This window comes from Cohnella sp. AR92 (genome assembly GCF_003990975.1).
GTDB lineage: Bacteria > Bacillota > Bacilli > Paenibacillales > Paenibacillaceae > Cohnella.
The window spans coordinates 181,609-207,645 of record NZ_RZJR01000003.1 but is presented as its reverse complement, the minus strand read 5'-3'; the positions used below and the strand labels follow the sequence as shown (position 1 = coordinate 207,645).

At 57.6% G+C, this 26,037-nt stretch carries 19 protein-coding genes; 2 read left to right on the top strand and 17 right to left on the bottom strand.

Features of this window, described 5'->3' with window-relative positions; genetic code table 11:
* Positions 1-26 precede the first annotated feature (26 nt).
* The 5 genes from ELR57_RS05735 to ELR57_RS05715 all read right to left on the bottom strand — a co-directional run bounded on the left by ELR57_RS05735 (position 27) and on the right by ELR57_RS05715 (position 6,649).
* Positions 27-1,715, bottom strand: coding sequence for a PucR family transcriptional regulator (locus ELR57_RS05735; protein ID WP_158629942.1), 1,689 nt, complete (start codon positions 1,713-1,715; stop codon positions 27-29).
* Positions 1,716-2,166: 451 nt separating this feature from the next.
* Positions 2,167-2,601, bottom strand: a complete 435-nt coding sequence (gene fucU, locus ELR57_RS05730; protein WP_126958065.1) for an L-fucose mutarotase — start codon at positions 2,599-2,601, stop codon at positions 2,167-2,169.
* Between the two features lie 14 nt (positions 2,602-2,615).
* Positions 2,616-4,112, bottom strand: a complete 1,497-nt coding sequence (locus tag ELR57_RS05725) for a rhamnulokinase (protein WP_126958064.1) — start codon at positions 4,110-4,112, stop codon at positions 2,616-2,618.
* A gap of 31 nt (positions 4,113-4,143) precedes the next feature.
* Entirely contained in the window at positions 4,144-4,800 is a 657-nt protein-coding gene (locus tag ELR57_RS05720) for a class II aldolase/adducin family protein (RefSeq protein ID WP_126958063.1), read from the bottom strand.
* A 58-nt stretch (positions 4,801-4,858) separates the two neighbouring features.
* Entirely contained in the window at positions 4,859-6,649 is a 1,791-nt protein-coding gene (locus tag ELR57_RS05715; RefSeq protein WP_126958062.1) for an L-fucose isomerase, read from the bottom strand.
* 125 nt (positions 6,650-6,774) lie between these two features.
* Between ELR57_RS05715 and ELR57_RS05710 the strand changes: the two genes are divergently transcribed.
* Entirely contained in the window at positions 6,775-7,791 is a 1,017-nt protein-coding gene (locus tag ELR57_RS05710; protein ID WP_126958061.1) for a LacI family DNA-binding transcriptional regulator, read from the top strand.
* Positions 7,792-8,499: 708 nt separating this feature from the next.
* Here the strand turns inward: ELR57_RS05710 and ELR57_RS05705 are convergent.
* Both ELR57_RS05705 and ELR57_RS05700 read right to left on the bottom strand, forming a co-directional pair.
* Positions 8,500-9,051, bottom strand: coding sequence for a double zinc ribbon domain-containing protein (locus ELR57_RS05705; protein ID WP_158629941.1), 552 nt, complete (start codon positions 9,049-9,051; stop codon positions 8,500-8,502).
* Positions 9,052-9,127: 76 nt separating this feature from the next.
* A complete protein-coding gene (locus ELR57_RS05700) occupies positions 9,128-9,880 on the bottom strand; it encodes a DUF1361 domain-containing protein (protein WP_126958059.1) in 753 nt (250 codons plus the stop codon).
* A 222-nt stretch (positions 9,881-10,102) separates the two neighbouring features.
* On the opposite strand from ELR57_RS05700, the gene ELR57_RS05695 reads away from it, so the two are divergent.
* The gene (locus ELR57_RS05695) at positions 10,103-11,038 is read left to right on the top strand and encodes a sugar phosphate isomerase/epimerase family protein (protein ID WP_126958058.1); all 936 of its coding nucleotides are present in this window, start codon (positions 10,103-10,105) and stop codon (positions 11,036-11,038) included.
* Positions 11,039-11,106: 68 nt separating this feature from the next.
* On the opposite strand, the gene ELR57_RS05690 is transcribed toward ELR57_RS05695, so the two are convergent.
* The 10 genes from ELR57_RS05690 to ELR57_RS05645 all read right to left on the bottom strand — a co-directional run bounded on the left by ELR57_RS05690 (position 11,107) and on the right by ELR57_RS05645 (position 26,037).
* On the bottom strand, positions 11,107-13,110 hold the full coding sequence (locus ELR57_RS05690; RefSeq protein WP_126958057.1) for a glycoside hydrolase family 15 protein: 2,004 nt from the start codon (positions 13,108-13,110) through the stop codon (positions 11,107-11,109).
* A 17-nt stretch (positions 13,111-13,127) separates the two neighbouring features.
* Complete coding sequence (gene glgA, locus ELR57_RS05685) at positions 13,128-14,564, bottom strand: glycogen synthase GlgA (protein WP_126958056.1); 1,437 nt, start codon at positions 14,562-14,564, stop codon at positions 13,128-13,130.
* Positions 14,565-14,582: 18 nt separating this feature from the next.
* Complete coding sequence (gene glgD / locus ELR57_RS05680) at positions 14,583-15,695, bottom strand: glucose-1-phosphate adenylyltransferase subunit GlgD (RefSeq protein ID WP_192896523.1); 1,113 nt, start codon at positions 15,693-15,695, stop codon at positions 14,583-14,585.
* On the bottom strand, positions 15,692-16,858 hold the full coding sequence (locus tag ELR57_RS05675) for a glucose-1-phosphate adenylyltransferase (protein WP_126958055.1): 1,167 nt from the start codon (positions 16,856-16,858) through the stop codon (positions 15,692-15,694). The genes glgD and ELR57_RS05675 overlap by 4 nt, the downstream gene beginning before the upstream one ends.
* Before the next feature lie 48 nt (positions 16,859-16,906).
* Entirely contained in the window at positions 16,907-18,817 is a 1,911-nt protein-coding gene (gene glgB / locus ELR57_RS05670) for a 1,4-alpha-glucan branching protein GlgB (RefSeq protein WP_126958054.1), read from the bottom strand.
* Between the two features lie 226 nt (positions 18,818-19,043).
* Positions 19,044-20,345, bottom strand: a complete 1,302-nt coding sequence (locus ELR57_RS05665) for a methyl-accepting chemotaxis protein (RefSeq protein ID WP_126958053.1) — start codon at positions 20,343-20,345, stop codon at positions 19,044-19,046.
* Positions 20,346-20,483: 138 nt separating this feature from the next.
* A complete protein-coding gene (locus ELR57_RS05660) occupies positions 20,484-21,431 on the bottom strand; it encodes an NAD(P)/FAD-dependent oxidoreductase (RefSeq protein ID WP_238162416.1) in 948 nt (315 codons plus the stop codon).
* Between the two features lie 221 nt (positions 21,432-21,652).
* A complete protein-coding gene (locus ELR57_RS05655; protein ID WP_126958052.1) occupies positions 21,653-23,719 on the bottom strand; it encodes an immune inhibitor A domain-containing protein in 2,067 nt (688 codons plus the stop codon).
* Between the two features lie 351 nt (positions 23,720-24,070).
* The gene (gene araA / locus ELR57_RS05650) at positions 24,071-25,561 is read right to left on the bottom strand and encodes an L-arabinose isomerase (RefSeq protein WP_126958051.1); all 1,491 of its coding nucleotides are present in this window, start codon (positions 25,559-25,561) and stop codon (positions 24,071-24,073) included.
* A gap of 242 nt (positions 25,562-25,803) precedes the next feature.
* Positions 25,804-26,037, bottom strand: a complete 234-nt coding sequence (locus ELR57_RS05645) for a DUF3892 domain-containing protein (RefSeq protein ID WP_126958050.1) — start codon at positions 26,035-26,037, stop codon at positions 25,804-25,806.

The window sequence follows — 26,037 nt, the reverse complement described above, 5'->3', positions numbered from 1 at the left end:
TTTCGGCAAGGCGGTTTTCCCTTTGATTAGGAATGGCCGGAATTGCCCGGCGTAATCTGGCCCAGCTTCAGCGACAGCTGCAGCTGCAAGCGGTCCTCCGGGTCGTCCAGGGAGACGCCGAGAATGCTCTGGATTTTGTCCAAACGATAAACGACCGTGTTGTAATGGGCGAACAGCTTCTCCGAAGTCAGCTTGATATTCCCGTTGCAGCGGAAGAACATCTCCAGCGTCTCGACAAGCCTTCCTCCGCCCTTGCGGTCCGCCTGCTGCAGCGGGAGCGAGAACCGCTGAAGGAACTGCTCCCTCTCCTCGCTCGACGGAATCAGATACAGCAAGGAATAGACGCCAAGCCGGTCATAGGTCACGACCTCATCTTGAAGGCCGCATACTTCCGCCACCTGACGCGCGCGCTTCGCTTGGGACAAGCTGGCGGGAAGCTGCTCCGGCTTGGGCGCTAGACGCCCCGCATAGAGCCTCAGCTCCGGATCGCCCAGCAGAGGCCGAAGCTCCGCAAGAAGCCGTTGAAGCAGCCCGTAAGGAGAAGGCTCGGCTTGCGGGTCGACTCTCACGAGTTCGGGAACCGGAACAAGGAGCGCCAGATCCCCTCCGACCGGAGCAGCCAGGATGCTATCGACGGCGCGCAATCTCTCCGAACGAAGCCGGCGCGCGAGCTCCCTCAGCTTCTCCGCCGAAGGCTCGCGATCGGTCATCCCGACGATAGCGGCGCACAGCGGCACCTGCTCGGGAATGACGCAGCCGCACACCTCGGCGCGCAGCTTCCAATCGCTCTCGGAGACGATCTTCCCCTGAAGCCAATCCTGCAGGAATTGATCGAGGTATTTTCCCTCTACCTCCCGAACCGCTTCAACGTTGGCCAGCTCCAGTCCCGCCAAGGAAGACAAGCGTTCGATGCTCAGCGCATCGATCGGAACGATATCGCGATTCCGTTCGACCAGTACGAGACAAGCCTGTTTCATTCGTCTAGCCGGGATCGGATTCACGTAAGCGCGATACGCGTTCTGGAGAAGCACGAATCCGTTGCTCATCCCTCTTCCGACTTGACGGAACGTAAGCGACTGCACGAGCGGCCACACTTCGACCGGATCCGCATTGCGAAGCCCTTCGGAGAGCCAAGGCTTCTCCTGTTCCCGAACGACGGCGACCGGATTGCCCAGCATCGTCTCCATGGCGTCCAGAAAAGCATATAGGCCGCTCCCTTCGAGAAGCAGTTTCGTCATGCTGTGAATGCGGTTCTGCAGATCCGCCAGCTGTGCCGCTTCTTGTGCCAGAACGCTCTCCATGACCGTCCTCACGATGTCGGAGAAGCTCGTATCGGATGGAAGCTCGATAAGGGGGAATCGCAGCCGGTTCGCTTCCTCGACCGCTTCCTCGGGCCATTCGTTCCATCTATTCGTCCGGATCCCGAGCGCGACGACTCCTCTTCTCGCCAGCTCCGGAATTAATTGTTTGAATCTGTCTGGCTCTTCGAGGAACGGATTTCCCGTCGTCACAAGCAGCTCCCCGGGACGAACCCAGGGTTCGACTTCCGGAACCTCCATGACGTTCACTCTCGTGATCGCGCCCTGGAGACCCTTCTCTCCGGCCAGCAGCCGCGCATGCGAGAATATCGGCAGCCGCAACAGCTCCATTACCGTAAATGCCTTATTCTCCGGACGGTTCTCCGAATTCGGTTCCTTGCGTGGGATTGCAGCCATATCGATTCCTCCTAATCTTGCGTGGCTAGATTGCTCGAACTTGATTTCTTGGCCTCCGCGTTCTTTATTGCAGGTACGCATCGTCATTTACGGGTTAATCCGGTTAGGCCAATCGTCCCTTTACCCTCTCTCCTTTGCAGTCGCTATTGGGCTATGACGATCCGTCAATACGCCCCGCTTCATCTACGTAAGGTATGATAACGAATTTCTTTTGTAATAATCACTCTGTCGTCTACAATGTAATATTTTATAACATATTTATGCAAATGTCTTTAGTGGTTTCCTCTAATAGGATGAAAATATCGTTGTTTACCGTTTGCAATCACCGAATTTATGCATATTTTATGTTATGTATAATGACATTTGTAAGCAAACAATCTAAAAAAGCCGCCCTTGGATCATTGGTTAATGATCCGAGAGCGGCTTTCCGCTAGATTTGCCATGAATGGGATTAAGCCTGCGAGATTACGCCCTTCTTCAGAATCAGGTTCGCATACAACGCGCCTTCGCCCGTCGCCACGATCGCATAAGCTCGCTTGGCTCGTTCGTAGAATGCGAACCGTTCCACTTCCTCGAAGGGATCGGGAAGACTCGCGCATTCCTGTACGATTCGGCCGTACTCCCTCCAGATCGGCGTCTCCGTGCGGTCGCCCGGCATCACTTGCATGAGAGCCGCAGGCTTGTCGACATAGGGATCGAGCGGCATCAGCTGCAGAATCGCTTGAAGCAGCTCCGGGATTCGATGCCCGTCCGCGCGAACGAGATTCCGAGCATGGCTCGCCGTGGGAAAATTCGCGTCCGCCAGAACGATCTCATCCCCGTGTCCCATCTCCATCAAGATTTTGAGCAGCTCCGGGGAGATCACGCTCGATATTCCTTTTAACAACGCTCTCTTCCTCCTTATCCCTCTTGCCCATAACCTGCGAATCTCTCATAGGCAGCCTGCCAGCCCAAAGCGTCCCGGGCTTCGAAGGTTTCGATCGGGAACGATTCGGCGACCAACCTGCGAGCTTCTTGCAGGTCGCGGCATTCGCCGGTCGCGATGAATTGGACCAGCAGATTGCCGATCGCGCTCGCTTCGACGGGGCCTGCCCAGACCGGCTTGCCGATCGCCTGGGCGGTAAAGCGGCAGAGCAGCTTGTTCTGGATTCCGCCGCCCACCATGTGCAAGCCCGAATAATCCGCGCCCGTCAGGCGCTCCATCTGCTCCAGCGCCTGCCGATAACGAAGCGCCAGGCTCTCCAGAATGCACCGAGCGAACTCTCCGGGATTCCGGGGCACGGCCTGCCCGGTCTCCTCGCAGAAAGCGCGGATTCTCCCCGTCATGTCTCCCTGACCGAAGAATCGCGCGTCGTCCGGCTGGATCAAGGAACGAAACGGCTCGGCTTGCTCCGCTTGTTCCGTCAGTTCGGGGTAGCCGATCCCCTCGCCCCGTTCCTCCCATTCCCGCTTGCATTCCTGCAGAATCCATAAACCCATGATGTTCTTAAGCAGTTGGTAAGCGCCGCCGACGCCGCCTTCGTTCGAGAACTCCAGCCGCATCGCTTCCGTCGACAGCAGAGGCTCGGACAGCTCCGTCCCCAGCAGCGACCAAGTCCCGCATACCAGGTAGGCAAAGGGGCCGTTCAGCGCCGGAATGGCGGCGACCGCGGATTCCGTGTCGTGCGATCCGACCGCAACGGCGCGCATGTCCGGAACCTGCAGCTCCGCGACAACCTCCTTCGAGAGCGACCCGATCACCGTCCCGGGGTGAACAGGCTCCAGGAACACTTTCGAAGGCAAGCCGAGCCGATCCAGCAGCGGCTTGTTCCACTCCATCTTCTCGGGATTGTACAACGCCGTGGTCGTCGCCATCGTATATTCGCATGCCCGTATGCCGGTTAGCATATAGACGAGCAAATCAGGCGTCAGCAGCAGCGCGTCGGCGATGCCGAGCTTGGGAGAAGCGGATTTGGCCAATGCGTACAGCTGATAGATCGTGTTGAACGGCATGAACTGCACGCCGCTCTCGAGATACAAGCGCTCTTCTCCGACGAGTGCGTTGACTTCCTGGGGAAGCCCTTCCGTCTGAGGATCCCGATAATGATACGGAAGCCCGATCAGCTCCCCGTTCGCATCCAACAGCCCGAAGTCCACCCCCCAAGAATCGATGCCGAACGTCGTCGGCTCGAAGCCTTGCCGATAAGCGCCGCGAATCCCCTTCTTAAGCTCGCGCAGAAGCTGCAGAATGTTCCAATGCAGATGCGTTCCGACCTGAACCGGCTCATTGGAGAACCGATGCGTCTCCACCGTCTCCAGCCTTTTCGAACCGTCCTCTTCCGCATGAAGCCTCCCAATGAAAGCCCTGCCGCCGCTAGCGCCGAGATCGAAGGCCAGCGCCGTTCTAGCGGTTTTCATCGCACCGACCTCCTTTAACGCATCGTTTGCTTCATTTCATTTTCTGAAGCAGTTGAATCCGATAAGCTTCGCTCTCCAGCGAAGCGATCTCCTCGGTCTCTTCCGCCGTCAGCACCTTCGGAGCCTTGATCGCCCGAGAGATCAGGTAAATCTTCGCGCTCTCCTCGACGACTTCCGTTCGATAGTACGCCTCGCGAAGATTGCGCCCCGTCGTAACCAGGCCGTGATTGCCGAGCAGGATGGAAGAAGAATACGCCTTCTGGACAACCGCATCCGCCAGCCGATCCGTCGTCGGAAGCACATAATCCACATAGACCGTGCGGCCGACCAGAGCGGCTTGGTCCGGGAACATGATCGGGAGCTCCTTCTCGACCAAGGTAAAAGCAATGCAATAAGGCGGATGGGTATGCACCATGGCTCCGATATTCGGATTGTGACGATAGGCATACAGATGCATGAGCACCTCCGACGACGGCCGCAGTCCGATATCGGTTACCTCCCCCGACTCGATATCGACTTCCACCCATTGGCCGGGTTCGATCTCGTCCAGCGCGAATCCGCTTGGCGACAAATACATCTTGCCTTCATGCCGGGCGCTGATATTGCCGCCAGGTCCGACGACCAGCTTATTGGCGACTGTCTTGCGGGCGTACTTGCACAGCTCTTCGCGAATGGCTTGGCTGCTCATCTTGCGGTTCCCCTCTTCCTATCGACCGCCGCGATTCCTCGCAGCGGCCGGAATTAATTTATTTATACAACGGTCCGAAATTCCCGCAAGCGCGATAATCCGCGCCTTCCGAATCAGCCGTTCCGAACAATCCCCACGCGCGAGGACGGAACAGCTTGCTCTTCTCCACGTTATGCATGCTGACAGGGATCCGGAGCATCGACGCGAGCGTGATCAAGTCGGCGCCGATATGGCCGAAGCTGATCGAACCGTGATTCGCCCCCCAGTTGTCCATTACGTCGTAAACGCTCGTGAACGCTCCTTCTCCCGTCAGAATCGGCGCGAACCAAGTCGTCGGCCAAGTCGGATCCGTACGCTTGTCGAGCGTATCGTGCACTTCGGCCGGAAGTTCGACGGAGTAGCCTTCCGCAATCTGCAGCACCGGCCCGATCCCCTTCACCAGATTGAGACGGGACATCGTCATCGGCATGCCGCCGCGCGTCAGGAAGTCCGAAGAGAAACCGCCTCCGCGGAAATATTCGACGGACGCCGGACGCCAGGAGGTGGCATCCAGGCATCTCTGGGCTTCCTCCGCCGTAATCTCCCAGAACGGCTTCATTGCCGGATTCCCGTCTCTGGTCTGTTCGCCGGTACCGTCCAATGTAGCCGCACCCGAATTGATCAGGTGCAGCAAGCCTCCCGCAGCGGCACCGCTAAGCTTGTGACCGGTGACGCGCTCGACGGCGTCCGGGCTCCAATAGGTGCGGACATCCGCGAAGATCTGCGCCGTATTGGTCAACAGGTAGCCGAACAGCATCACGACGCCGTTCAAGCTGTCGTTCTCCGTCGCCACGATATAAGGAGCGCGAATGCCGTTCCAGTCGTACGAGGAATTAAGAATCGCTTCCATGAAGTCTCCGTTAGGGAAGTGATCCGTCCATTGACGCTGCCCTTGGAAGCCGGAGACGATCGCGTTGCGGCCTTGGGCTTCCTCTTCGTAGCCAAGCTCCTTCAGCCTCGGATTCCCCGCCATCAGATCGCGGGCGATCAGCGCCATCTTGACGACCGTCTCCCACTCGCCATCCTTCCGCTCCCGGGTGGACTGAAGGGACGCCGGGTTGTTGTCCGGACCTTCCTTGCAGTTCGCCTTTACCCAAGAGAGCGCTTTCTCGAATTCGACCGGATCGTAGATCCCCTCGTCCATTCGCCTTACGAATTCGCTCATATCGATATATTCCGTTCTCATCCCGAGATAGTCCTGGAAGAAGGAATCGCTTACAATCGAGCCCGCAATTCCCATGGAGACGGAGCCCATCGACAGATAGGACTTTCCCTTCATCATCGCGACCGCAAGTCCGGCGCGGGCGAATGCGAGCAGCTTGCCCTTAACGTCTTCCGGGAGATCCGTCGTTCCCGCATCCTGCACGTCTTCTCCGTAGATCCCGAATGCCGGCAGCCCCTTCTGGGCATGCGCGGACAACACCGCCGCCAAGTAAACGGCCCCCGGCCGTTCCGTTCCGTTAAAGCCCCAGATCGCATTCGGAATGGACGGGTTCATGTCCATGGTCTCGGTCCCGTAGCACCAGCACGGCGTTACTGTTATCGATACACCTACATTTTCTTTCGCGAACTTGGCCGCCGCAGCCGCCGATTCCGCCACGCCGCCGATCGTGCTGTCGGCAATGACGCACTCGACAGGGGTGCCGTCCGGGTAACGAAGATGGTCCGCAATCAGCTTGGCTACGCCGATCGCCATGTTCATCGTTTGTTCTTCGAGAGATTCGCGCACGCCTCTGCGCCGTCCGTCAATCGTCGGCCTAATGCCGATCTTAGGGAATTCTCCTTGCCAACGGAAGCTTTGCTCTGCCATCCCCATGCACCTCCAAATGATATAAAATGTTATCGATAACACTAAACTAGCAGGCAAATGGCTTGCTGTCAATCGGGAAGTTAGGTAAGATAAAAATGAATATGGACGACAAAGGGGCTCTGCATATGGTTACGATCTATGATATCGCCGCTAAAGCAGGCGTATCCGCGATGACCGTGTCCAGGGTTATCAATAACACTGGCAAGATCAGCGACAAAACAAGAGCGAAGGTCCAGAAGGTCATGGAGGAGCTGAATTACGTTCCGAATCACATGGCCCGGAGCCTCGTTCTCCAGCAGAGCAAGCTGCTGTTCCTGCTGATTACGGATATTACGAACCCTTTCTATACCACTCTCGCCAGAGGAGCGGAAGATTCCGCCAAGAAACAAGGCTACCGTCTGTTGTTCGGCAATTCCGACGAGAACGCCCAGAAGGAGAAAGACTACGTCGACACGATTCTCGCCACGAGAGCCGACGGCGTCCTCGTCGCGCCTGCCGGCGATTCCTCGCTGCCTCATCTCGAGAGCCTTCGGCGGCATAACGTTCCGTTCGTGCTGCTCGACCGCGAAGTGCCTGGGATGGGAAGCGATGTCGTGTTGGGGGATACGAAGGAAGGGGCGCGCAAGCTGGTCGATCACCTGACCTCGCGCGGCCATCGGCGAATCGCGCTGATCAACGGCTTGCCCTCGATCTCGAGCGCGCGACTTCGTTTGGAAGGGTTCCGGGAAGCCCTTAAGCTGAACGACCTGGAGTACGACGAGCAATATGTCCTGGAGACCGCGTTCGAACCGAAGAGCGATCTCTCGGATATTGAAAGCTGGCTGGATTCGATGAATCCGCCGCCGACAGCCATCGTGGCGGGCAACAACGTGCTCGCCGTCGAAGTGATTCGCACGCTGATGAATCGCGGCATACGGGTACCGGAGGAACTCTCCGTCGTCGGCTTCGACGATCTCGGCCCTTATTCCGAGATCGATCCTTTCCTTACCGTAATTGCGCAGCAGGCCTACCAATTCGGCTATCTCGGCATGCAGATGCTCATCGAGCGAATCGAGGAGAGGGATCAGGCACCCCAGCCATGGCGCCGCATCGTGCTACCGGCCGAGTTGATCGCGAGAAGGTCCGTCTCGCTACGGGAATAGCGTTAATGGAAGGTCGGCTTCAGAGGTAGAAGACGCAAAGGCAGCCGGCTGCTCTCTTTCGCCGACGTACCGGCAAGGGCTCGCTTGCGATTCCCCGGTCGACGCTCGACTGCTGTCGGCTTACGGCTATTGGCATTAATGGCAGTTCGGCATTCGGCTAACGGAAATTTCAGCCCCTTATTCGCCAAAAAAGCGTGGCTTTGAATTCTAACGGAATTTTGCGACGCTTATATTGAATTTCAGGTTAGATTAGAGCGGGATTGTTCGTGTAAGAGTCAAATATTTCCGTTAAAATCCAAAAGCCATCAATTTGCGTCTGTAAGAGTCTCAAAGTTCCGTTACGGTACGGTTGTGAGTTACGGTACGGTTGCGATGTTACGATTCGGTTGAGGATTACGGTACGTTTGTTATGTGGCGATTCGTTTGAGGGTTATAGCACGGTTGCGACGTGGCGATTTTGTTGCGGGTTGCTTGCGGTACGGTTGCGACGTTACGATTCGGTGGTGGGTTTAGGTACCGTTGCCAGTTACGATTCCATATCCAAGCTATGAGATGTTGTGTTGTGACATTATGATTCGATTAAACGTTACGCTTCGAATGGACTGCGTCCGGCAACGGCCGGAAGACAAAAAAAGAGCCGAGCGAACCTTCGTCCGCCGACTCTACGCTTCTTCATTCCCATCAACCGCCAACTTTTCCGCTGTCCGATTAACCCGCCGCAGGATGCCCGCAGTTCGGGCAGAACCGCAGTTCTCCCTTCAGCTCTTCCCCGCAATTGCCGCAGTAGGCCACCGTCGTCTTGGCCGCCGGAACCGGATCCTCCACGATCGCTTCCACGATCTCCGAATCCTCCGGGATCTCGCTCACCGGAACGGCCGCGACCGGCTTCGGTTCCGGAATGTCGAACTTATGCCCGCAAGTCGGGCAGAACTTCGTATCGAACGAGACCGTATTGCCGCAGACGCATTCCTTCTCGTTGCGCAGCTCGCGGATGCGATCCTCCAGCGCTTCGATGTCCTGGCGAATTCCGCTAATGGCTTCGCACTCCGGAATGGCTTGGCTCTCCGCCTTCCTGAGGTCTTTCTCCAAATATGCTTGATAGACGGCCTCGCCTATGCGCGCGAACCGCTTGTCGATTTCTTTGCGTTTGCCGGAGATTTGGGAATGCAGCTTCGTGATCTCGACCGTCTGCTGCGCCTTCTCCGTAGCGGTCGATACGCCTTTGCTTACCGTCTCCGTAAATTTCTTCAGAAAACTCATGTCCATCCGCCTCCAATTCGACTCTATTATCCCATACGCATCCGGCGCCGTCACGGTTCCGTAAGTCTTAATTTATTCATCTTTTGAACCATTCGGCGGGCTCCTCCCGCCGGCCAATCCCTCCGGAAGCGACATACCTCAAGCTTATGATCGACAGGTATACGATAAGAATAAGCAGGCCGAACAAAATTGTAAAGATAAAGCCGCGGTAATCCAAGCCCGCCCGAACGCCTTCGATCAAGCGGAAAGGGCTGAACAAGACATCCCAGCTGTTCAGGCGAATGACCCTTCCGAGGTAAACGCCGAAGCCTCCCAGGAAAGAAACGACCAGAATGAACAGCCAGCCAGCCGCTCTGCCGAAGTAGCTTCTTACTAGATCATGGAAGTGATTCATCGATAAGTAACCGAGCATGAGCCCGCACCAGGAGAACAAGAAGTATAGGATCAGATCGAACCAAAGAATCAAGGATTCCGGGCTTGTCTCCCAGGTAAAGCTATGTTCGATAAAAAGATGAATGAGATCCGTGGTCAAATAGGGAGCGTTCGGATAAAGCAGCAGCCAGCCGATGCCCAAGACGAACAACGCCGGCTTCTTGACGCTTTCGCTTAGCCCATGATTGGACGCCACCAGCAGCGCCAGCATGGATGTCATCAACGGAAGCCAGGCCAGGAATAGGTTCCAGAGCAGAAAACCGTAGCGGAACTCGTCCACTTCGAGCCCTCGAACGATTAATAGCAGCACGCACAGGATGGACGTCCCGCACAATACGAAGAAAACGGGAACGAATGGATTCGAGGCTGCGTCAGCGGTATTTCGATTCGTGCTCATCCTTTTAAACCTCCTCTTGCTTCCGATCGCCTTTGAGCCGATCTCAATTTGATTAATCGGCCCCTTGGCGACGAACTCGATTTGACTTGAATTGACCTCTTGGCGGTTTCCCTTATCTCCTATTAAGTTCTTCGCGAATCTCCGTCTCCCTTCTCGATCCCGATGCTAGAATGAGGGAGAGGAATTCAATCGACGGCTTCGCCGCAGGAGGTCAACCCCCTTATGTCCAGATTCCGTTTATCCGTCTTCACCGTCTCCGCTCCCGAACTGACCCCGGAGGAAACGTGCGAAGCCGCCAGACTCGCCGGCATCGAAGGCATCGAATGGAGATGCAAGGAAACTCCCGCTTCCGCTCTCGACGAACCCCCATCCTTCTGGGGCAATAATCGTTCGACCCTGGCTCCCTCCGCCGCTCCGGAAGAGGTTGAGCGCTTCCGGTTATCGGCCGCTAACAACGGGCTCCAGTCCATCGCGCTTGTTCCCTATCTAACGTGCGGCGATCTCGAAGGTACGGAAGCCTTGTTCCGCATGGCAAGCAGGCTCGGAGCTTCCATGATGCGCGTCGGAGTTCCGGCTTATCGGGCGGATATCGGCTATGCCAGGCAATTCGCGGAAGCCGTCGCTTATCTGGACAAAGTCGAAGGCCTGGCTCGGAGCCATGGAATCAAAGCTCTGATCGAGATCCATCACGGCACCATCATTCCCAGCGCTTCCGCCGCTTATCGCCTCGCCAGCCGTTACTCGCCGGAGCTAGTCGGCGTGCTGCTGGATCCGGGCAACATGATTCACGAAGGAATGGAGAACTTCCGCATGGGCATGGAGATCCTCGGCCCCTACCTCGCCCACGTGCACGTGAAGAATGCCGGGTGGGCCCCCCGCGAGGTTCGGGCGGACGGAAGCCATCACCCGAATGCCGCGAAGTCTCGCGGGAATGCCGGGCCGGATCCCGATCCGTTCGCTCCGGCGGAATGGACGTGCGGCTGGCGTTCGATCGCGAGCGGAGCCGTGCCTTGGAAGCAGATCCTAAGCGACCTCAGAGCGGTCGGCTACCGCGGCTGGCTCGGCGTCGAGGACTTCAGCGGATCTTACTCCGCGGGCGAGATGATGAGCACCTTCGCCAAGCAAATGAGAGCCTGGGAAGCGGAATTGGACGGTTGACCCGATAGAAATAAGACGAAGAACCGGCCGTGCGAGATGCACCGGCCGGTTCTTCGTCTGCCTTTTGCTCAGGATAACGCGCCGTTCCGCTCCCAGTCGTGGGTACCCGCGGTCGCGGCGAGCCGCTCGCGCTTGCGTACGTACTTGCTGACCGTGCTGATGTAGGTGGCATGCGACCAGGTGAGCGGCGCGACGGACAACGGAGTGCCGTCGATCGGATGGAGCTGTTCCGGCAGATTGCCGCCCTGAAGGGTGCCGCGCGACACCTTCTCCAGCGTCTTCTTCGGCTCTTCCAGATCCTCCAGCTTCTTCGCCGTCTCGATCTGGAAGTTCGCCACCCAGAGCGTGCAGATGATCCACGGGTTGCCGGGAACCCGCTCCACGTCGTCGCTCTGCTGGAAGTAGTAGTCGTCGGTGTATCTCGCGATGCCGCCGATCTCCGTCTGGATCGCGAGCCCGGATGCGATCGCGTTCATCGTCTTGACGACCCTCTCGTCGTCCGCGGGCAGCACGCCGAATTCGAACAGGCCGAACAGGCTGCTCTCGAGCGTCATGTCCTTGACCCAGACGCCGTCGCGCTGCACGAGGCCGCGGGCGAAGCGGCCTTTCTCCTCGTCCCAGAGATGATTGATCATCCCCATCTTCATCCGCTCCGCCACGTTCCGGTAGCGGTCGCTGCGCTCGTAATCCCCAAACAGATCCGCGAAGTAAGCCGCCGCCATCAGCCCGCCGTAGACCGAAGCGGTCGTATACGTCCAGATGCCGTACCGTTCCTCCCATAGGTCGTAGCTAGGCATCGGAAGCCCGAGCGAGGGCTCGATGAAGTCGCACAGGAAGGAAGCCGCTTTGCGCACCAGCGTCGGGTACAGGGTCTGGGACAATTCGATCTCGCCTTGACGTTCATAGTCCTTCCATAACGCGAACAAGACGAGCGCCGTCTCGTCTTCCTGGATCGGCAGCCGCGGACTTCCTTGAACCACGTAGGGATGCCAGCTCGATCCGACCGTCCCGTCCGGATTGTACTTGTGATACAGATAGCCTTCCGGCGACAAGGCGCGATTGCAGAAGTCGAAGAACGGCGCGATCGTGCCATGATAGCCCGCCATGCTCATCGCGTCGGCGATAAGCGCCCCGTCTCTAGGCCACATGTAGCTGTAATGGTCGCGGTTATATTGCAGGATGTCGGTATCGTTCGCCGCCAGAATGGCCCCTCTCTCGTCGATTTGAGTCCGGACGATCAGAAGACTGTGCTTGAACAGGCGGACGACCGCGGGAGGAAGATCCCCGAAGTCGTTGCCGACCTTGGACAGCCAGTTGTTCCAGTAGATGACGATGCGGCTGAGCAGCTTCTCCGGATGGCTCTCTTGCACGTACTGATCGAGCCGCTTCACTTCCTCCAGATCGGAGCCGACCGACATCCAGTAGTAGAACGTGCTCTCGCTTCCGCCGGGAACGTCCGCGCGGAAGCTGATCGTGCTGTCGACCGAGCCCTGCGCGATGGCATTGCCCATGAGCTCCCCGTCCTCCGCGTCCCGCCATGTGCCTTCCGCGGATTGGAATCGCTTGATTCCGGTGGAGAATTGGAAGATCCCGCCCCCTTGGGAGCGGCCGTTGAACATGAAGTAGGAGGAACGCTTGTAATGGAAGAGCGTGCGATTGCCCGGATAATAAGCCGCCGTATCGCCCACTTCGTTGCCGTCGATCATCAGGTCATGGTGGAAAAATACCCGAACTTCCTTGGCCTCCGAACGCAGGTTGCGGACAACCACCCTCTTGATGTAGATGCTCTCCCGTTGGTGAATGCCGTCGTTGATGTGCAGCTCGAGCCCGAGACCCTCGTGCCTTGCCGTCACGTTCGTCACCAGCGAATTGTCGATATAGCCCAGCTCGATCTTCCAGCCCGCATCGTCCAGCCAGACGAATTTGCCGTTGCACCAGACCCCGAGCCGGCACGCCTGCCCGCCGATATGGTTGAGTTGCCCGACATAGGGATAGTACAAGTCTCGCATGTAGCCATTGCGGTCCAGATTGATCAACATTTTCCCATTCCCGATTACCAGATGGCGCGCCATAGCGTTAGTCCCCTTCCTTAGTTGGCAAGTTCGCGATAGAGCTGCATATATTCCTTAGCCGAAGCATCCCAGCCGTAATCCTTCTTGGCGCCGTTCGCCACGATCTTCTCCCACTCGGGGGGCTGGCGATAGAACGAGAGCGCGCGCTTGACGGTGAAGATCAGGTCATGCGCCGTGGCCGGACCGAAGCTGAAGCCGTTCCCCGTGCCGGCGAATTCATTATATGCCTCGATCGTGTCCCGAAGCCCTCCGGTCTCGCGGACGATAGGAACGGTGCGGTAACGCAGGGAGATTAATTGGCTAAGGCCGCAGGGTTCGAACCGCGAGGGCATGAGAAACATATCCGCGCCTGCGTAGATTCTTCGGGCGAAGCCTTCGTTGAATCCGAACCATACGTACAGGCGGCCCGGATACCATTCGATCGCTTGGCGGAACAGCTGCTCGTACTTCGAATCCCCGGATCCGAGAATGACCAGCTGCAGATCCTCTTCCATCAGAGCCGGAAGCGATTCCGCGATCAGATCGAAGCCCTTCTGGTCGACCATCCGCGAGACGATTCCGATCACCGGCCGGCCGGCGTTGGCCTCGAAGCCGATCTCCCTCTGAAGCGCGAGCTTGTTCGAACGCTTCTTCGCGAGAGAATGCCGGTAATGCGTCTTGACGTTGGGGTCCGTCATCGGATCGTAGCTGTCCGTATCGATTCCGTTCACGATGCCCCGCAAATCCCACGATCTCATGCGCAGAACCCCGTCCAGCTTCTCCCCGTACTCCCATGTCTGAATCTCTTGCGCGTAAGCGGGGCTTACGGTCGTCAGCTTGTCCGCGTACCTCAAGCCCGCTTTTAAGCAGTTGCCGTCGCCATAGAACTCGATCCCGTCTTCCGTGAACAGATCGTCTCCCGCGGAGAGAACGTCCTTCAGCTTCCCTCGAGAGAAGACCCCTTGGTATTGCAGGTTGTGAATCGTGAAGACGGTGCGGATGTGCCGCAGCGCCGGATAATGCGAGTAACGGGTGCGCAGCAGCATGGGGATAAGGCCGGTCTGCCAATCATGGCAATGAATGATGTCGGGAAGCTTGTCCTTCGCCGACCTCGCAAGAACCTCCATCACGGCGAAGTTGAAGAAAGCGTAACGCTCGATCTCCTCTTCCCCGTATCCGTACAAGTAATGCCGGTGGAAAAAGTATTCGTTGTCGATCAACAGGAAGCGAACGCCGTCCTCGATCGCCTCGAACAGGCCGCAATACTGCAATCTCCAGCCCAGCGTAATGTTGAAGTGCTCCAGGAAGACCGCCCGTTCGACGATCTCCCTGGGAATCGCACCGTACTTCGGCAGCAACACCGTCACTTCCGCCCCCAGCTTGCTTAACGCCTTGGGGAGCGCTCCGACGACATCCGCCAAGCCTCCCGATTTGACGAGAGGCACCGCTTCGGACGCCGCGAACCAGACTTTCATGGAATTCCCCCTATGTGGTCAAATGACGTTGCGTTTCAAGGCAAGAAACGGCATCTCCGAAGTCCCTTTCAGCTGCTGCAGAGGGCGGATCTCCACTTCCTTATCCAGAATGCAATTCTCCAGCGCTCCGTTCTCGCCGATCACGCCGTTCTGCATGACGATGCTGTTGCGGACGACCGCCCCCTTGCGCACCTTCACCCCGCGGAAAAGAATGCTGTTCTCCACCGTGCCTTCGATCTCGCAGCCATTCGCGATAAGCGAGTCCACGACGTTCGAGCCCGTGCGGTAACGGGTCGGCGGCTCATCCTTGACTTTCGTGTAGATAGGACCCGGCCGGAAAAACAGCTCGTTCCACACGTCCGGATTCAGCAGTTCCATATTGTGCCGGTAGTAAGCCGGAATCGTATTCACGACGCCAAGATAGCCGTCGTGAAGATAGGCGCTGACATTCAGCTCTCCCAAGCGGGGGAGAATCGCATGGCGGACAAGATGATCCTTCCCTTGCGCCAGGGATGTCTCCACCAGCTCGATCAGCAGCTCCTTGCGCATGACGTACATCTCCATCGAGACGAGATCGCTCGAGAGCCGCCCGAAATGGTCCTGCATCTCCACGATTCGTCCGCTCGCGTCCGTTTTGACTTTGCGCGTCAGTCCCGTCTGGGCATGGGGCCATTTTTTGCAGACGACCGTGATGTCCGCGTTGCGCTCGCGATGCTGCTCGAGGATCGCCGCGAAGTCCACGTTGCACGCCATATGGCTGCGGACGATCACGACGTATTCCAGAGAGCTGCGGTAGAAGTAATCCCGATTGCGGTAGAACTGGTATAGGTCGCCTTTGCCGAAGTCGGTCATATCCTCCATCGAGGGCGGGAGAACGAACAGCCCGCTCTGCTTGCGATGAAGGTCCCAATTGCCTCCGGAGCCCAAGTGATCCATGAGGGAACGGAACTTCGTATGCGCGAAGACGGCCACGCGAGGCACTCCCGAATTGACCATGGAGGAGAGAGCGAAGTCGATCAGACGGTAGCGGCCCGCGAACGGCACCGTCGCCAGGCAGCGGCTCGCCGTCAGGGATCCCATCTCCTCGGTCTCGTGAATCAGGTTGATGATGCCCATCATCGGGAGCTTCATATCGGATTCGCCTCCTCTAGCGGTTTCTCGGCTCTCACAACGGCTCCGCTTCCGACGACGGCGATCTCCTCGGAATCCAGGCTGCCGACCTGGCAGCCTTCGCTGACGACGGCCCCTTCGCCGACGATCGCGCGAATAACCTTCGCTCCCCGGCCTACGATCGCGTTCGGCATGATGACCGAATCCTCGACCGTGCTTCCTTCCGCTATTTTGACGCCGTGGAACAGGACGGATCGGTTCACCGTGCCCTCCACGACGCTGCCTTCATTGATGAGCGAGCTCCGGACGGATGCTTCCGGAGACAGATACTGCGCGGGCCGGTTCGGGTTCACCGAATAGATGCGCCAGTCCCGGTCGTACAGATCGAGCGAGGGTTCGTCCTCGAGCAGATCCATGTTGGCTTCCCACAGGCTCTCGATCGTTCCGACATCCTTCCAATACCCTTCGAAACGATAGGAGTACAGCCTGGATTGATCGGCCAGCAGCTTCGGAATGATGTCCTTGCCGAAGTCATGGGACGAATGCGAATTCGCTTCATCCTCCAACAGAGATTCGCGGAGCACTTTCCAAGAGAATATATAAACGCCCATCGACGCGAGATTGCTCTTCGGCTGCTTCGGCTTCTCGGCGAATTCGACGACTCTCTCGTCTTCGTCGACGCTAAGGATGCCGAACCGGCTCGCTTCCGCCCAGGGAACGGTAATGACCGCGATCGTCGCATCCGCCCTGTTCTTCTTGTGATGCTCAAGCATAAGGCCGTAATCCATCTTGTAGATATGGTCGCCGGAGATGATCAGAACGTATTCCGGTTCGTATCTCTCTATGAAACCGATATTCTGATAGATCGCGTTAGCGGTCCCTTTATACCAAACTCCGCCCTTCTGGCGAACGTAAGGCGGCAGAACGTGCATGCCTCCCTCGCGTCGATCCAACCCCCACGGACTTCCGATTCCGAGATATCGATTCAGGACGAGCGGTTGGTACTGGGTCAACACCCCTACCGTCTCGATGCCCGAATTGACGCAATTGCTCAAGGTAAAATCGATAATGCGGTACTTCCCTCCGAAGTGTACGGCCGGCTTCGCCAAATCCTTCGTAAGCACGCCTAGACGGCGTCCTTCTCCTCCTGCTAGAAGCATGGCAATGCATTCATTGCGGCTCATAGGCACAACTCCTCTCTGTTCGATGGCTTCTTGCCTGCCCACGGGCAGTTACTCGACTGCGATTCGATCTGGCTCGAGCAGTAGGAAAGAGAGCGCCGGCAACGGAATCTCGATGCTGAACGGCAGTCCGTGCGATGCCTTGCGAGTTGCCCTGATCCTTCTTGGCATTCGATATCCCGATCCTCCGTAATCCGCGACATCGCTGTTCAGGATGACCCGATACAACGTTCCGGTCGGCACCCCGATCCGGAAAGCCGGAAACGAGCGTCGCGAGAAATTGCAAACGACGATCAAATGGCGCTTGGAGTCGAAGCCTCTCCTGACGAAGGCAAGCACGCTCTGTCCGGCGTTGTCCGCGTCGATCCACTGGAAGCCCTCGTGGCTGTGGTCTCTCTCCCACAAGGCTTTCTCTTCCCGATAGAGCGCGTTAAGGTCCCGCGAGAATCGGTGCATGCCCGCATGCAGGGGGTACTTCAGCAGAAGCCAGTCAAGGCCCTCCGCGTCCTTCCATTCGTCGAATTGTCCGAACTCTCCGCCCATAAAGAGCAGCTTCTTGCCAGGGTGCGTCATCCAGTATCCGTAGAAAAGTCTGAGGTTGGCGAATTTCTCGTCGTAGGTTCCAGGCATCTTGTTAAGGAGGGAGCGCTTGCCGTGGACCACTTCGTCATGCGAGAGAGGAAGTACGTAGTTCTCTGAGAAGGCGTATAGCAGCGAGAAGGTAATCAGATGATGTCGGGCGGGCCGATCGTTCGGATCCGTCTCCATGTAGCGGAGCATGTCGTTCATCCAGCCCATGTTCCATTTGTAGTTGAATCCCAAGCCTCCCAGGTAGGTCGGCGCGGTGACTCCCGGCCAAGCGGACGAATCCTCGGCGATCATCAGCGTCTCCGGATGATAGCGGAATACCGTCTCGTTCAGCTTGCGGAGAAAATCGAGGGCTTCGAGGTACTCCGTGCCCCCGTGGCGATTCAGCGTGTGCATCTCAGGAGGTTTGTCGAAGTTCAGGTCGATCATGCTGGCCACCGCGTCCACCCTCAGGCCGTCGATGTGGAAGACGTCCAGCCAGAAGATGGCGTTCGAGATCAGGAAGCTCTGCACCTCGGCTTTGCCGAAGTCGAAGGCCAATGTCCCCCAGAGCGGCTTCTCGGCGATTCGGGAGTCCGAGTGCTCGTAGAGCGCTCCCCCGTCGAACCTCCGGAGTCCATGATCGTCCTTGCAGAAATGTCCGGGCACCCAATCCAGGATGACTCCAATCCCCCGCTGATGGCACCGGTCGACCAGCTCTTGAAGACCGTCCGGCGGGCCGTACCGGCTTGTCGCCGAATAGTAGCCCGTCGCTTGATATCCCCAAGAGGCGTCTAGCGGGTGTTCATTCAGAGGCAGAATCTCGATGTGGGTATAGCCCATCTTCACGACGTAATCGAGCAGCTCATCCGCTAGCTGCCGATAGGTGCGGAACACTTCTCGTTCTTCCATCCTCCAAGCGCCGAGGTGAACCTCATACGTCAGGATCGGCCGCTCGTACGGAGGGTTCTTTCTCTTGTGCTCCATCCAAGCTTGATCCTTCCAGTCGTGTCGGGTCAGGTCCGCGACGATGGAAGCCGTGTTCGGGCGAAGCTCGGACCGGAACGCGAAGGGGTCGGATTTCAGCAGGCGATGGCCGCCGGAATCGATGATTTCGTACTTGTACGAGGTTCCTTCGCCGATTCCGGACACGAATCCCGCCCACACGCCGGTCGAACCGACTCGATGCAGGCGATGCCCCTGCCCGTTCCAGCCGTTGAAGTCTCCCACGGCGCGTACCTCTCTGGCTTTGGGCGCCCAGACGACGAAGCGGACTCCGGTGTCGCCGTCGTATTCATGTTTATGAGCGCCGAAGGTTCGGTAGGCGTGGAACAAGTGACCATTGTTAAACAAATACAGCAATTCCGGAGCCAGAAGCGGGGCACTTACGGCCATTCTTGGAGGCACCTCCTTCAAGGGGACTTGCCAAACGGCAGCAGCAGTTGACATTGCGCTAACATTTTGTCATTTTTCCTTACAAATTACACGGATATTACATTCATTATAGAGGAATAAGCCGTTATTTTCATCTGTATTTTCATAAATTTTTTCCAGTTTCCGTTCTTTCGGCAAAAAAAGAGCTCCTTCTCGGAGCTCCTAACACGATATGGCATATTTCCTCTTATTTCGCGCGTTTTTCGACTTGAGATTCCACTTTGAAAAAGGCAATCCGCCTCATCAATTCCTTCGACTCCGACAGCAAGGCTTCCGACGATGCGGCGATCTCCTGCATGGCGGCCGTCTGTTCCTGGGTCGCCGAATTCACGTCGTGAGCCCCCGCCCGGATCGAGTCGGCAACCCGCGAGACTTCGCCCGCTTCGCGCAGCGTTCCGACCGACTGCTCCGCTTGCTCCGACATCTTGCCGGCAATGCTATCGATCAAGCCGCTGACGAGCAGAGCGTCCTGCGCGATCCGGTTAAGAGATGCCGCCGAGGCCTCTCCGTCCTTCGCTTCCTGCTCGGCTACGATAAATTGTTGGTTCATATGCCGGACGACGCTCGTCACTTCGCCTTGGATCTGCGAGATCAGGTCCCGAATGTGGCGCGCCGCGCTGCCGCTCTGTCCGGCAAGCTTCTTCACCGCTTCGGCGACAACGCCGAAGCCTCGGCCTTCCTCCCCGGCGCGAGCCGCTTCGATCGCCGCGTTAAGCGCAAGCAGATGGGTCTGTTCCGCGAATTCGCTAACCACGGAAGAGATCGTTCCGATCTGCGCCGCATAGTCGTTCAGGCGTCCGGCCGCTCCAAGCGCGTCCTGATTCATCTCCGATAGATGGTTCATCCGCACGACCATCGTTTGGAAGACCGCTTCGCTTTCTTGGATCGATTCCACCATTCGGCTCGTCCTGGTCCGCGCGTTAATCGCTTGCTCGTCCAACTCGCGGGAAGCTTGCGACAGCCCGCGCACGGAATGCTGCATGGCTTCCGCCGAAGCGAATTGGCGGACGCTTCCATCCGATATTTTCTCCGCCCGATGCGAGATCTGTTCGATCTGCGCCGCCGCTTCTCCGATGGCGCTCTGAAGCTCCGCTACGTGAACGTTCGTCATCTGGGAGTGCTCGCGTATGCCATGGATAATCTCCGCCAGCTTTGTCTGCATCTGTTCGAAAGACAGGCTAAGCCGAGTCAGCTCGTCGTTCGTCTTGCGAATCATGACCTTCTCCCCCAGCTTTCCTTCTGCCGCAAGCTCCGTGGCGGCCGTCAGCGACAGGAGCGGCTTTAACAGCCACTTGGCGAAAAGATAGCCGAAGAGGGACGTCCAAAGGATCCCGAGAGCCAAGGTGACCATGACGAACGAATGTTGGGAGATCTCGTTGAATCGTTGCTGCAATACCAATAAACAGAATGCGCTTGTCCCGTACGTAATGATGGAAACGATAGTAATGCCAAGCACGAGCTTCTTGACGATGCCGAATCTGATAGCCATGCCGCAGCCTCCAAGCCTCGATAGTATGATGGTATGGCGATTTTGCCGTTGCCGATGCCGGAGATTGCCGGGAAGGCCGCTCCAGCTATTCCCATCATAACGATCTGCCGAGGGCGGCGGTGTGATCTGGATCACAGGTCACGGATTGGTCAAATGCGGGATCGGAGGATGGAAGCTCTCGTGGGTCAGATCCGAATTCACCCCGATCGCGGCGCGGCTTCCATCCGCGGCTGCGATGATCAGCTGGGCGGGAGCGATCACGGCGGCATCTCCCGCGGCGAATACCCCTTCGACGCTCGTCCGCCGGGCTCCGTCCGTCTCGATCCCGCCCGATTCGGTCAGCTTGCAGCCGAGCTCCAGATGCAAGGAACCCGCTTGCTCCCACTCCGTGATGACGATTCCTCCCGTGCGGATGGATTCCCTGCCGTCTTCGAAGCGGATCGCCCGCAGCCGCCCTTGCGAGCCGATAAGCTTGGCGATTCGGCTCTCCGCATAAGCGATGCGATTAAGTTCGAGGAACCGCCTTAGATCATCGCCCAAGGATTGCCCGTTCGTGCAGACGAGCAAGTCCCGGCTCCACTGGCACAGCGTTTGCGCCATATGGGCGGCTTTGTACGGATCGTCCGAGAGGATGGCCAGAGGGCGATCCCTCATCTCGTACCCGTCGCAATACGGACAGCTGAACAGACTCGTACCATAGAAGGAAGCGGCATCGGGGACGGCCGGAAGCGACTCTCGCAACCCCGTCGCGAGAACGACCTTGCGGGAGATGCATTCGAAGCCCGAGCTTGTTGCGAGCAAGAAGCGATCGCTCTCTCGGCGGATTGACGAGACGAGATCCTGCCGGAGCGTCAAGGAGGGGTAATGGCGCAGCTCCGCATGGGCTATGGCGCGAAACTCCGACGGAGTTATTCCGTCCCGCGTCAAGTAACCGTGCGAATGCTTCGTCACCCGGTTGCGAGGCCTGCCTCCGTCGAACAGAATCGTCTGTCTCCGCGCTCGTCCCAGCACGAGAGCCGCGCTAAGTCCCGCCGGACCGCCGCCGATGATCGCGCATTCGATCTCGGCCATGTCGCTGAAGCTCATAAGCTATGCGCCCCTCCTAAGATAGGAATAGGACTCGATCGTCCTTTTTCCCAGTATGGGCTTGCGGCGGCCTGCGCAGACGAGGAAGGATGAGTTTAGGAACCCTGCCCTGCGACACGCCAAAAAAAAAAAGAGAAGCCGCGGTTAAGCGGCTTCTCCCGTGATTCGGATCCGGCACGATGGATGGAGACTTAGCGTTCGTTCTTTTTGCCGTTATCGGCTTAGTCTTTCTTGTTTTTCTTGCCGGTATCCTTCATCACCACTTCGTAATCGTAAGGAACGCTGCCGTTGGTTCCTTCCGGCGCGGCGTAGGTCGTCATCATGACGATGCGCTCGTAATTCGAGCTGTGGAGCAGATCGGCGAGCTCGATGCGATCCGCTTCGGACATGTTGATGAGGCTTGGAAGCTTGATGACTTTGACTTTATTCTCGTTGCCTTTGCCCTTCTGCTTGTCGTAATTCTTCATGAAGCCGACGAACTGAACCTGATAGTCTACGTATTGACCGCTAATCTGCTCCAGGCTCTTGAAGCCGGAGGTGTCGGTCATCGGATCGATCAGGCTTCCGTTAAGACGCAGGTTAGACAAATACCAGCCCGACTCGTTGTAGCCCCAGTCCGTCAAATAGCGGAACCCGAGCAGCACCTTCTTGCCGGCATAGGCGGACAGATCGAACGTCTCCGTGGTCCATCCGTCGGAGCTTCCCGTGAACCCCGGAAGATTCGCGGCGATCTTCGGATGGCCGTTAGCGTCCAGATCGCTTCTCGTATCCTCGTTGGCCAGGGAAGTCCACGTCTGCCCGTTATCTTCGGATACCTGCACGACGCCATAGTCCCACTGCTCTTCGATGTTGTAGCTGGTGTCGAAGCTGATCTCGGGCGCCGTCAGGCCGGTCAGATCCAGCTCCTTGATCAGGAAGTTGTCCGCCAGGTTGCCTTCGTTGCCCCAGAGAACCGTTCCGCGCTCCGGATCCTTCGCCGTCGTCCACTTGGTCCGCAGGAAATCAAGCCCTTGGAAGTACAGATGGTCGATCTTCTTGTCCGGAGTAATGATCTTGAAGTCCGTCCCCCATGCGGGAGTCGAGTTGTCGGCCAGGATCGAGGAAGCATAGTCGGGAGCGATGTCGATCGAGTTGAATTTATAAGTAGAGGAATCGCCTTTGTATCCTCCGTCCAGAACGATTGCCGTCATGTAATCGGCATACAGCTGCGCGAACGTCTTCTGAATGCCGGCTTGCGCCAACGTGTCCTCCACTCCGGCGATGCCCGTCGCGGGATTGTGGAACAACGATTGGATGAACGATTCCCCGTAGTGGTCGTACAGGTACAGCTCGAACAGATAAGCATTGCCGTAATCGGCGAGAATCTGCAGGTCCGATTGGTCGCCCCATAGGGTGAGCGAGTTCCTCAGATGCGACAGGAAGTAGTTCACGTGGTCGATGGAATGGCCATATCCGACCATATACTGAGCGAAGTCGGACAAGCCTTCGTTGATGAAGTTCTCTTCGGCCGGATCTGAATCCCGATGAAGCAGATGCTGGAACTCGTGAGCGAACACCCCTTCATAGAGATAGGGCTTCTTCGAGCTTGGCCCTGTCCGGTTCAGCCAATCGTAAGCGTCGATGGTCATGACGTTGCGGTCGGCGAAATCGCTGATCGTCGGGGAGAAGTAGCCCGCGATATAGCTTGGATAGGACGAGTCGTAGAAGCTTGCATCCTTGATGTTGTCGATCAGGATGACGACGCGCCCGCTGTCGTCCTTATACAGGCCATTGTAGCCCTCTTCCCCTTTGCGTTCGGCAGGAGGCGCGAAATACTCGATTTCCTTCGGGTAAATGCGGGTCTCGAATTCGTTGAGCAAGTACTTTACCTGCTCATCCGTAATCTGAACGGAGCTGTTCCGAGGATCCCCGCTCGGGAAGCTGAGGTTGTTCGCCACCCACACTTCCCCGTTCTGGCCCACGGCTCGAAGAGTAAAGTTGGTCAGCGCGTACTGGCCGGTAACATCGTTATTCGTCAGCCACGGCTTGACGGTGCCGACGTCCGCTTGGGACAAGCTCGCCGCGCTCCGCAGGGAACGCGCGGAAGCCGAAGCCTTGAGGCCGGACAGGTCAAGGCGCCCTTCCTCGATTACGCTGTCCAGCGAATCGGCCCTTAGCTTCGCTCCGACGTCCAGAACGTCAGGACTGACGACCTTGCTGGCCGGAGCCGCATTCGCCGCGGCCGGCGCCAGCAAGCCGGCGATCATGCCGAACGACAAAATCAAACTAGAAAGCTTGCGTTTACCCATTAGTGCTCCTCCTTTTGATAGAAAAGATGACCCTTAAAGGGCTATGTTAACTATCATAACAAGGAGTATCCGATTCGAAAGTGTCCTGACTACCAGTCATAAAATTGAATCGGAGACTTGAGCCGCACAACATTGGACCTATGGTTTGTCGCTTTCGGTCGCATGACGGAATTCCGCAGCGTCTCGAAGCTTGACCCGGAGGCCGGAAGGCTGTCCCGGTCGTCATCTAGGACGTCGCGGATTCAATCGACACGATTCGTCATTTAGCAATTCTTTAGCTAGCAATAAAAAACCCGCGAGAGGCCGTTTCGAATCGTCGAAACGGGCCTGTACGCGGGCTTGCGTTGTTGATTACCGATGCGCCCAAGCGACTTGGCCGAAGCGCAGCTCGTTCTTGAGCTGACGGATGTTCGTGTCCTTGTCGATGACGACGGCTTCGATATTGAACAGCTCGGCGAAGTCGAGCATTTGCTCGGTCTTGATCGTCAGGGAATAAACGGTGTGGTGGGCTCCTCCGGCGAGAATCCACGCTTCGGCTCCCTCATGAAGCGAAGGCTCCGGCTTCCAGAGCACGCGGGCAACCGGAAGCTTCGGCATGTCCTTCTCCACCTTGACGCCTTGGACTTCGTTCACGATGAGACGGAAGCGATTGCCGAGGTCGATGACCGACACGTTGATCGCGGAACCCGCCTTGCCATTGAACACCAGACGCGCAGGATCGGCCTTTCCGCCGATGCCGAGCGGATGAACCTCGATGCGCGGCTTCGTCTCCGCGATCGTCGGGCAGATCTCCAGCATGTGGGCCCCGAGCACCAGCTCATTGCCCGGCTCGAAGTGGTAGGTGTAATCTTCCATGAAGGAAGTTTGCACGCCGCCGGCCACGATCTTAAGCAGGCGAGTCAGGGCGGCCGTCTTCCAGTCGCCTTCGCCCGCGAAGCCGTAGCCTTGTTCCATGAGGCGCTGGCAAGCCAGGCCCGGCAGCTGTTCCAAGCCGTGCAGGTCTTCGAACGTCGTCGTGAACGCCGTGAAGCCGCCTTCGTCCAGGAAGCGCTTGATCGCGATCTCCAGGCGGGCTTGGTAGGCGATCGCGCTGCGGACCGGTCCTGCCGTACGTCCCGCTTCAACGATCTCGTATTGCTCGGCATACTCGCCCAAGAGCTTCTCGACTTCCGCTTCGGTTACGGCGTTCACGTACTGCACGAGGTCGCCGACGCCGTACGTGTTCACGGACCAGCCGAACTTGATCTCCGCTTCTACCTTGTCGCCTTCGGTTACGGCAACCTGGCGCATGTTGTCGCCGAAGCGGCACACCTTCAGCGTGCGGCTCTCGTTATAAGCGACCGCCGTGCGCTCCCACTCGGCGATGCGCGCGCGTACCGATGCGTCTTCCCAGTGGCCGACGACGATCTTGCGGGAGATGCCGAGACGGGCGCCGATAAAGCCGTACTCGCGGTCGCCGTGGGCGGCTTGGTTCGTATTCATGAAGTCCATGTCGATCGAATCCCATGGAATGTCGCGATTGTATTGCGTATGCAGGTGAAGCAGCGGCTTGCGAAGCTCGGTCAAGCCCGTGATCCACATCTTGGCCGGGGAGAACGTGTGCATCCAGGTAATGACCCCTGCGCAGTTCTCGTCGGCGTTCGCCGCGTTCAGGATGGCCCGGATCTCGGCCGGAGTCGTCACGACAGGCTTGAAGACGATCGGATAAGAGATGGCGGAATCGCCGGACAAGCTGCTTGCGATCTCGCTTGAATGCGCATTCACTTCATCTAGCGTCTCGGGACCGTACAGATGCTGGCTTCCGGTAATGAACCAGAACTCATATGGTTTCAATTGAATCATCGGGTTGCCTCCTGAGAATAGATTAACTTGTACGTACATAATTGCACTCTCAGTTTACTCCCTAATGCTTGAATGATCAAGGTTTTCTCTTATGTTTTTGTTGAATCCCTTCAAATTCTTGCAACATCGGATTCAACTTGTACTTACAACATACCCAAGCCTGAAGTCTTCCTCCCAGAAGCAGGAACGCCTTCCCCTTCGCCATATCGGCGGAGAGGAAGGCGTTCTTCTTCCGAAGAGCTTTAGAACGAGGGGAGATTATCCAGGTTGTTCTCCTTGATGCCGTCGGCGTTGGAGCGAAGATGTTCGTCCCCGTCCCGGCCTCGGAACACATTCACGTTGGCGATCTGTCCTTGCTTGGCCATCGCCTGGGCTTCCTTGTAACCGACGACAGTGCCGGACGAGAGTTGAAGCTCGACGATATCCCCATCCCCGTTCTTGCGTACGGCGACGACCTGTTCCAGATTCGAGTCCAT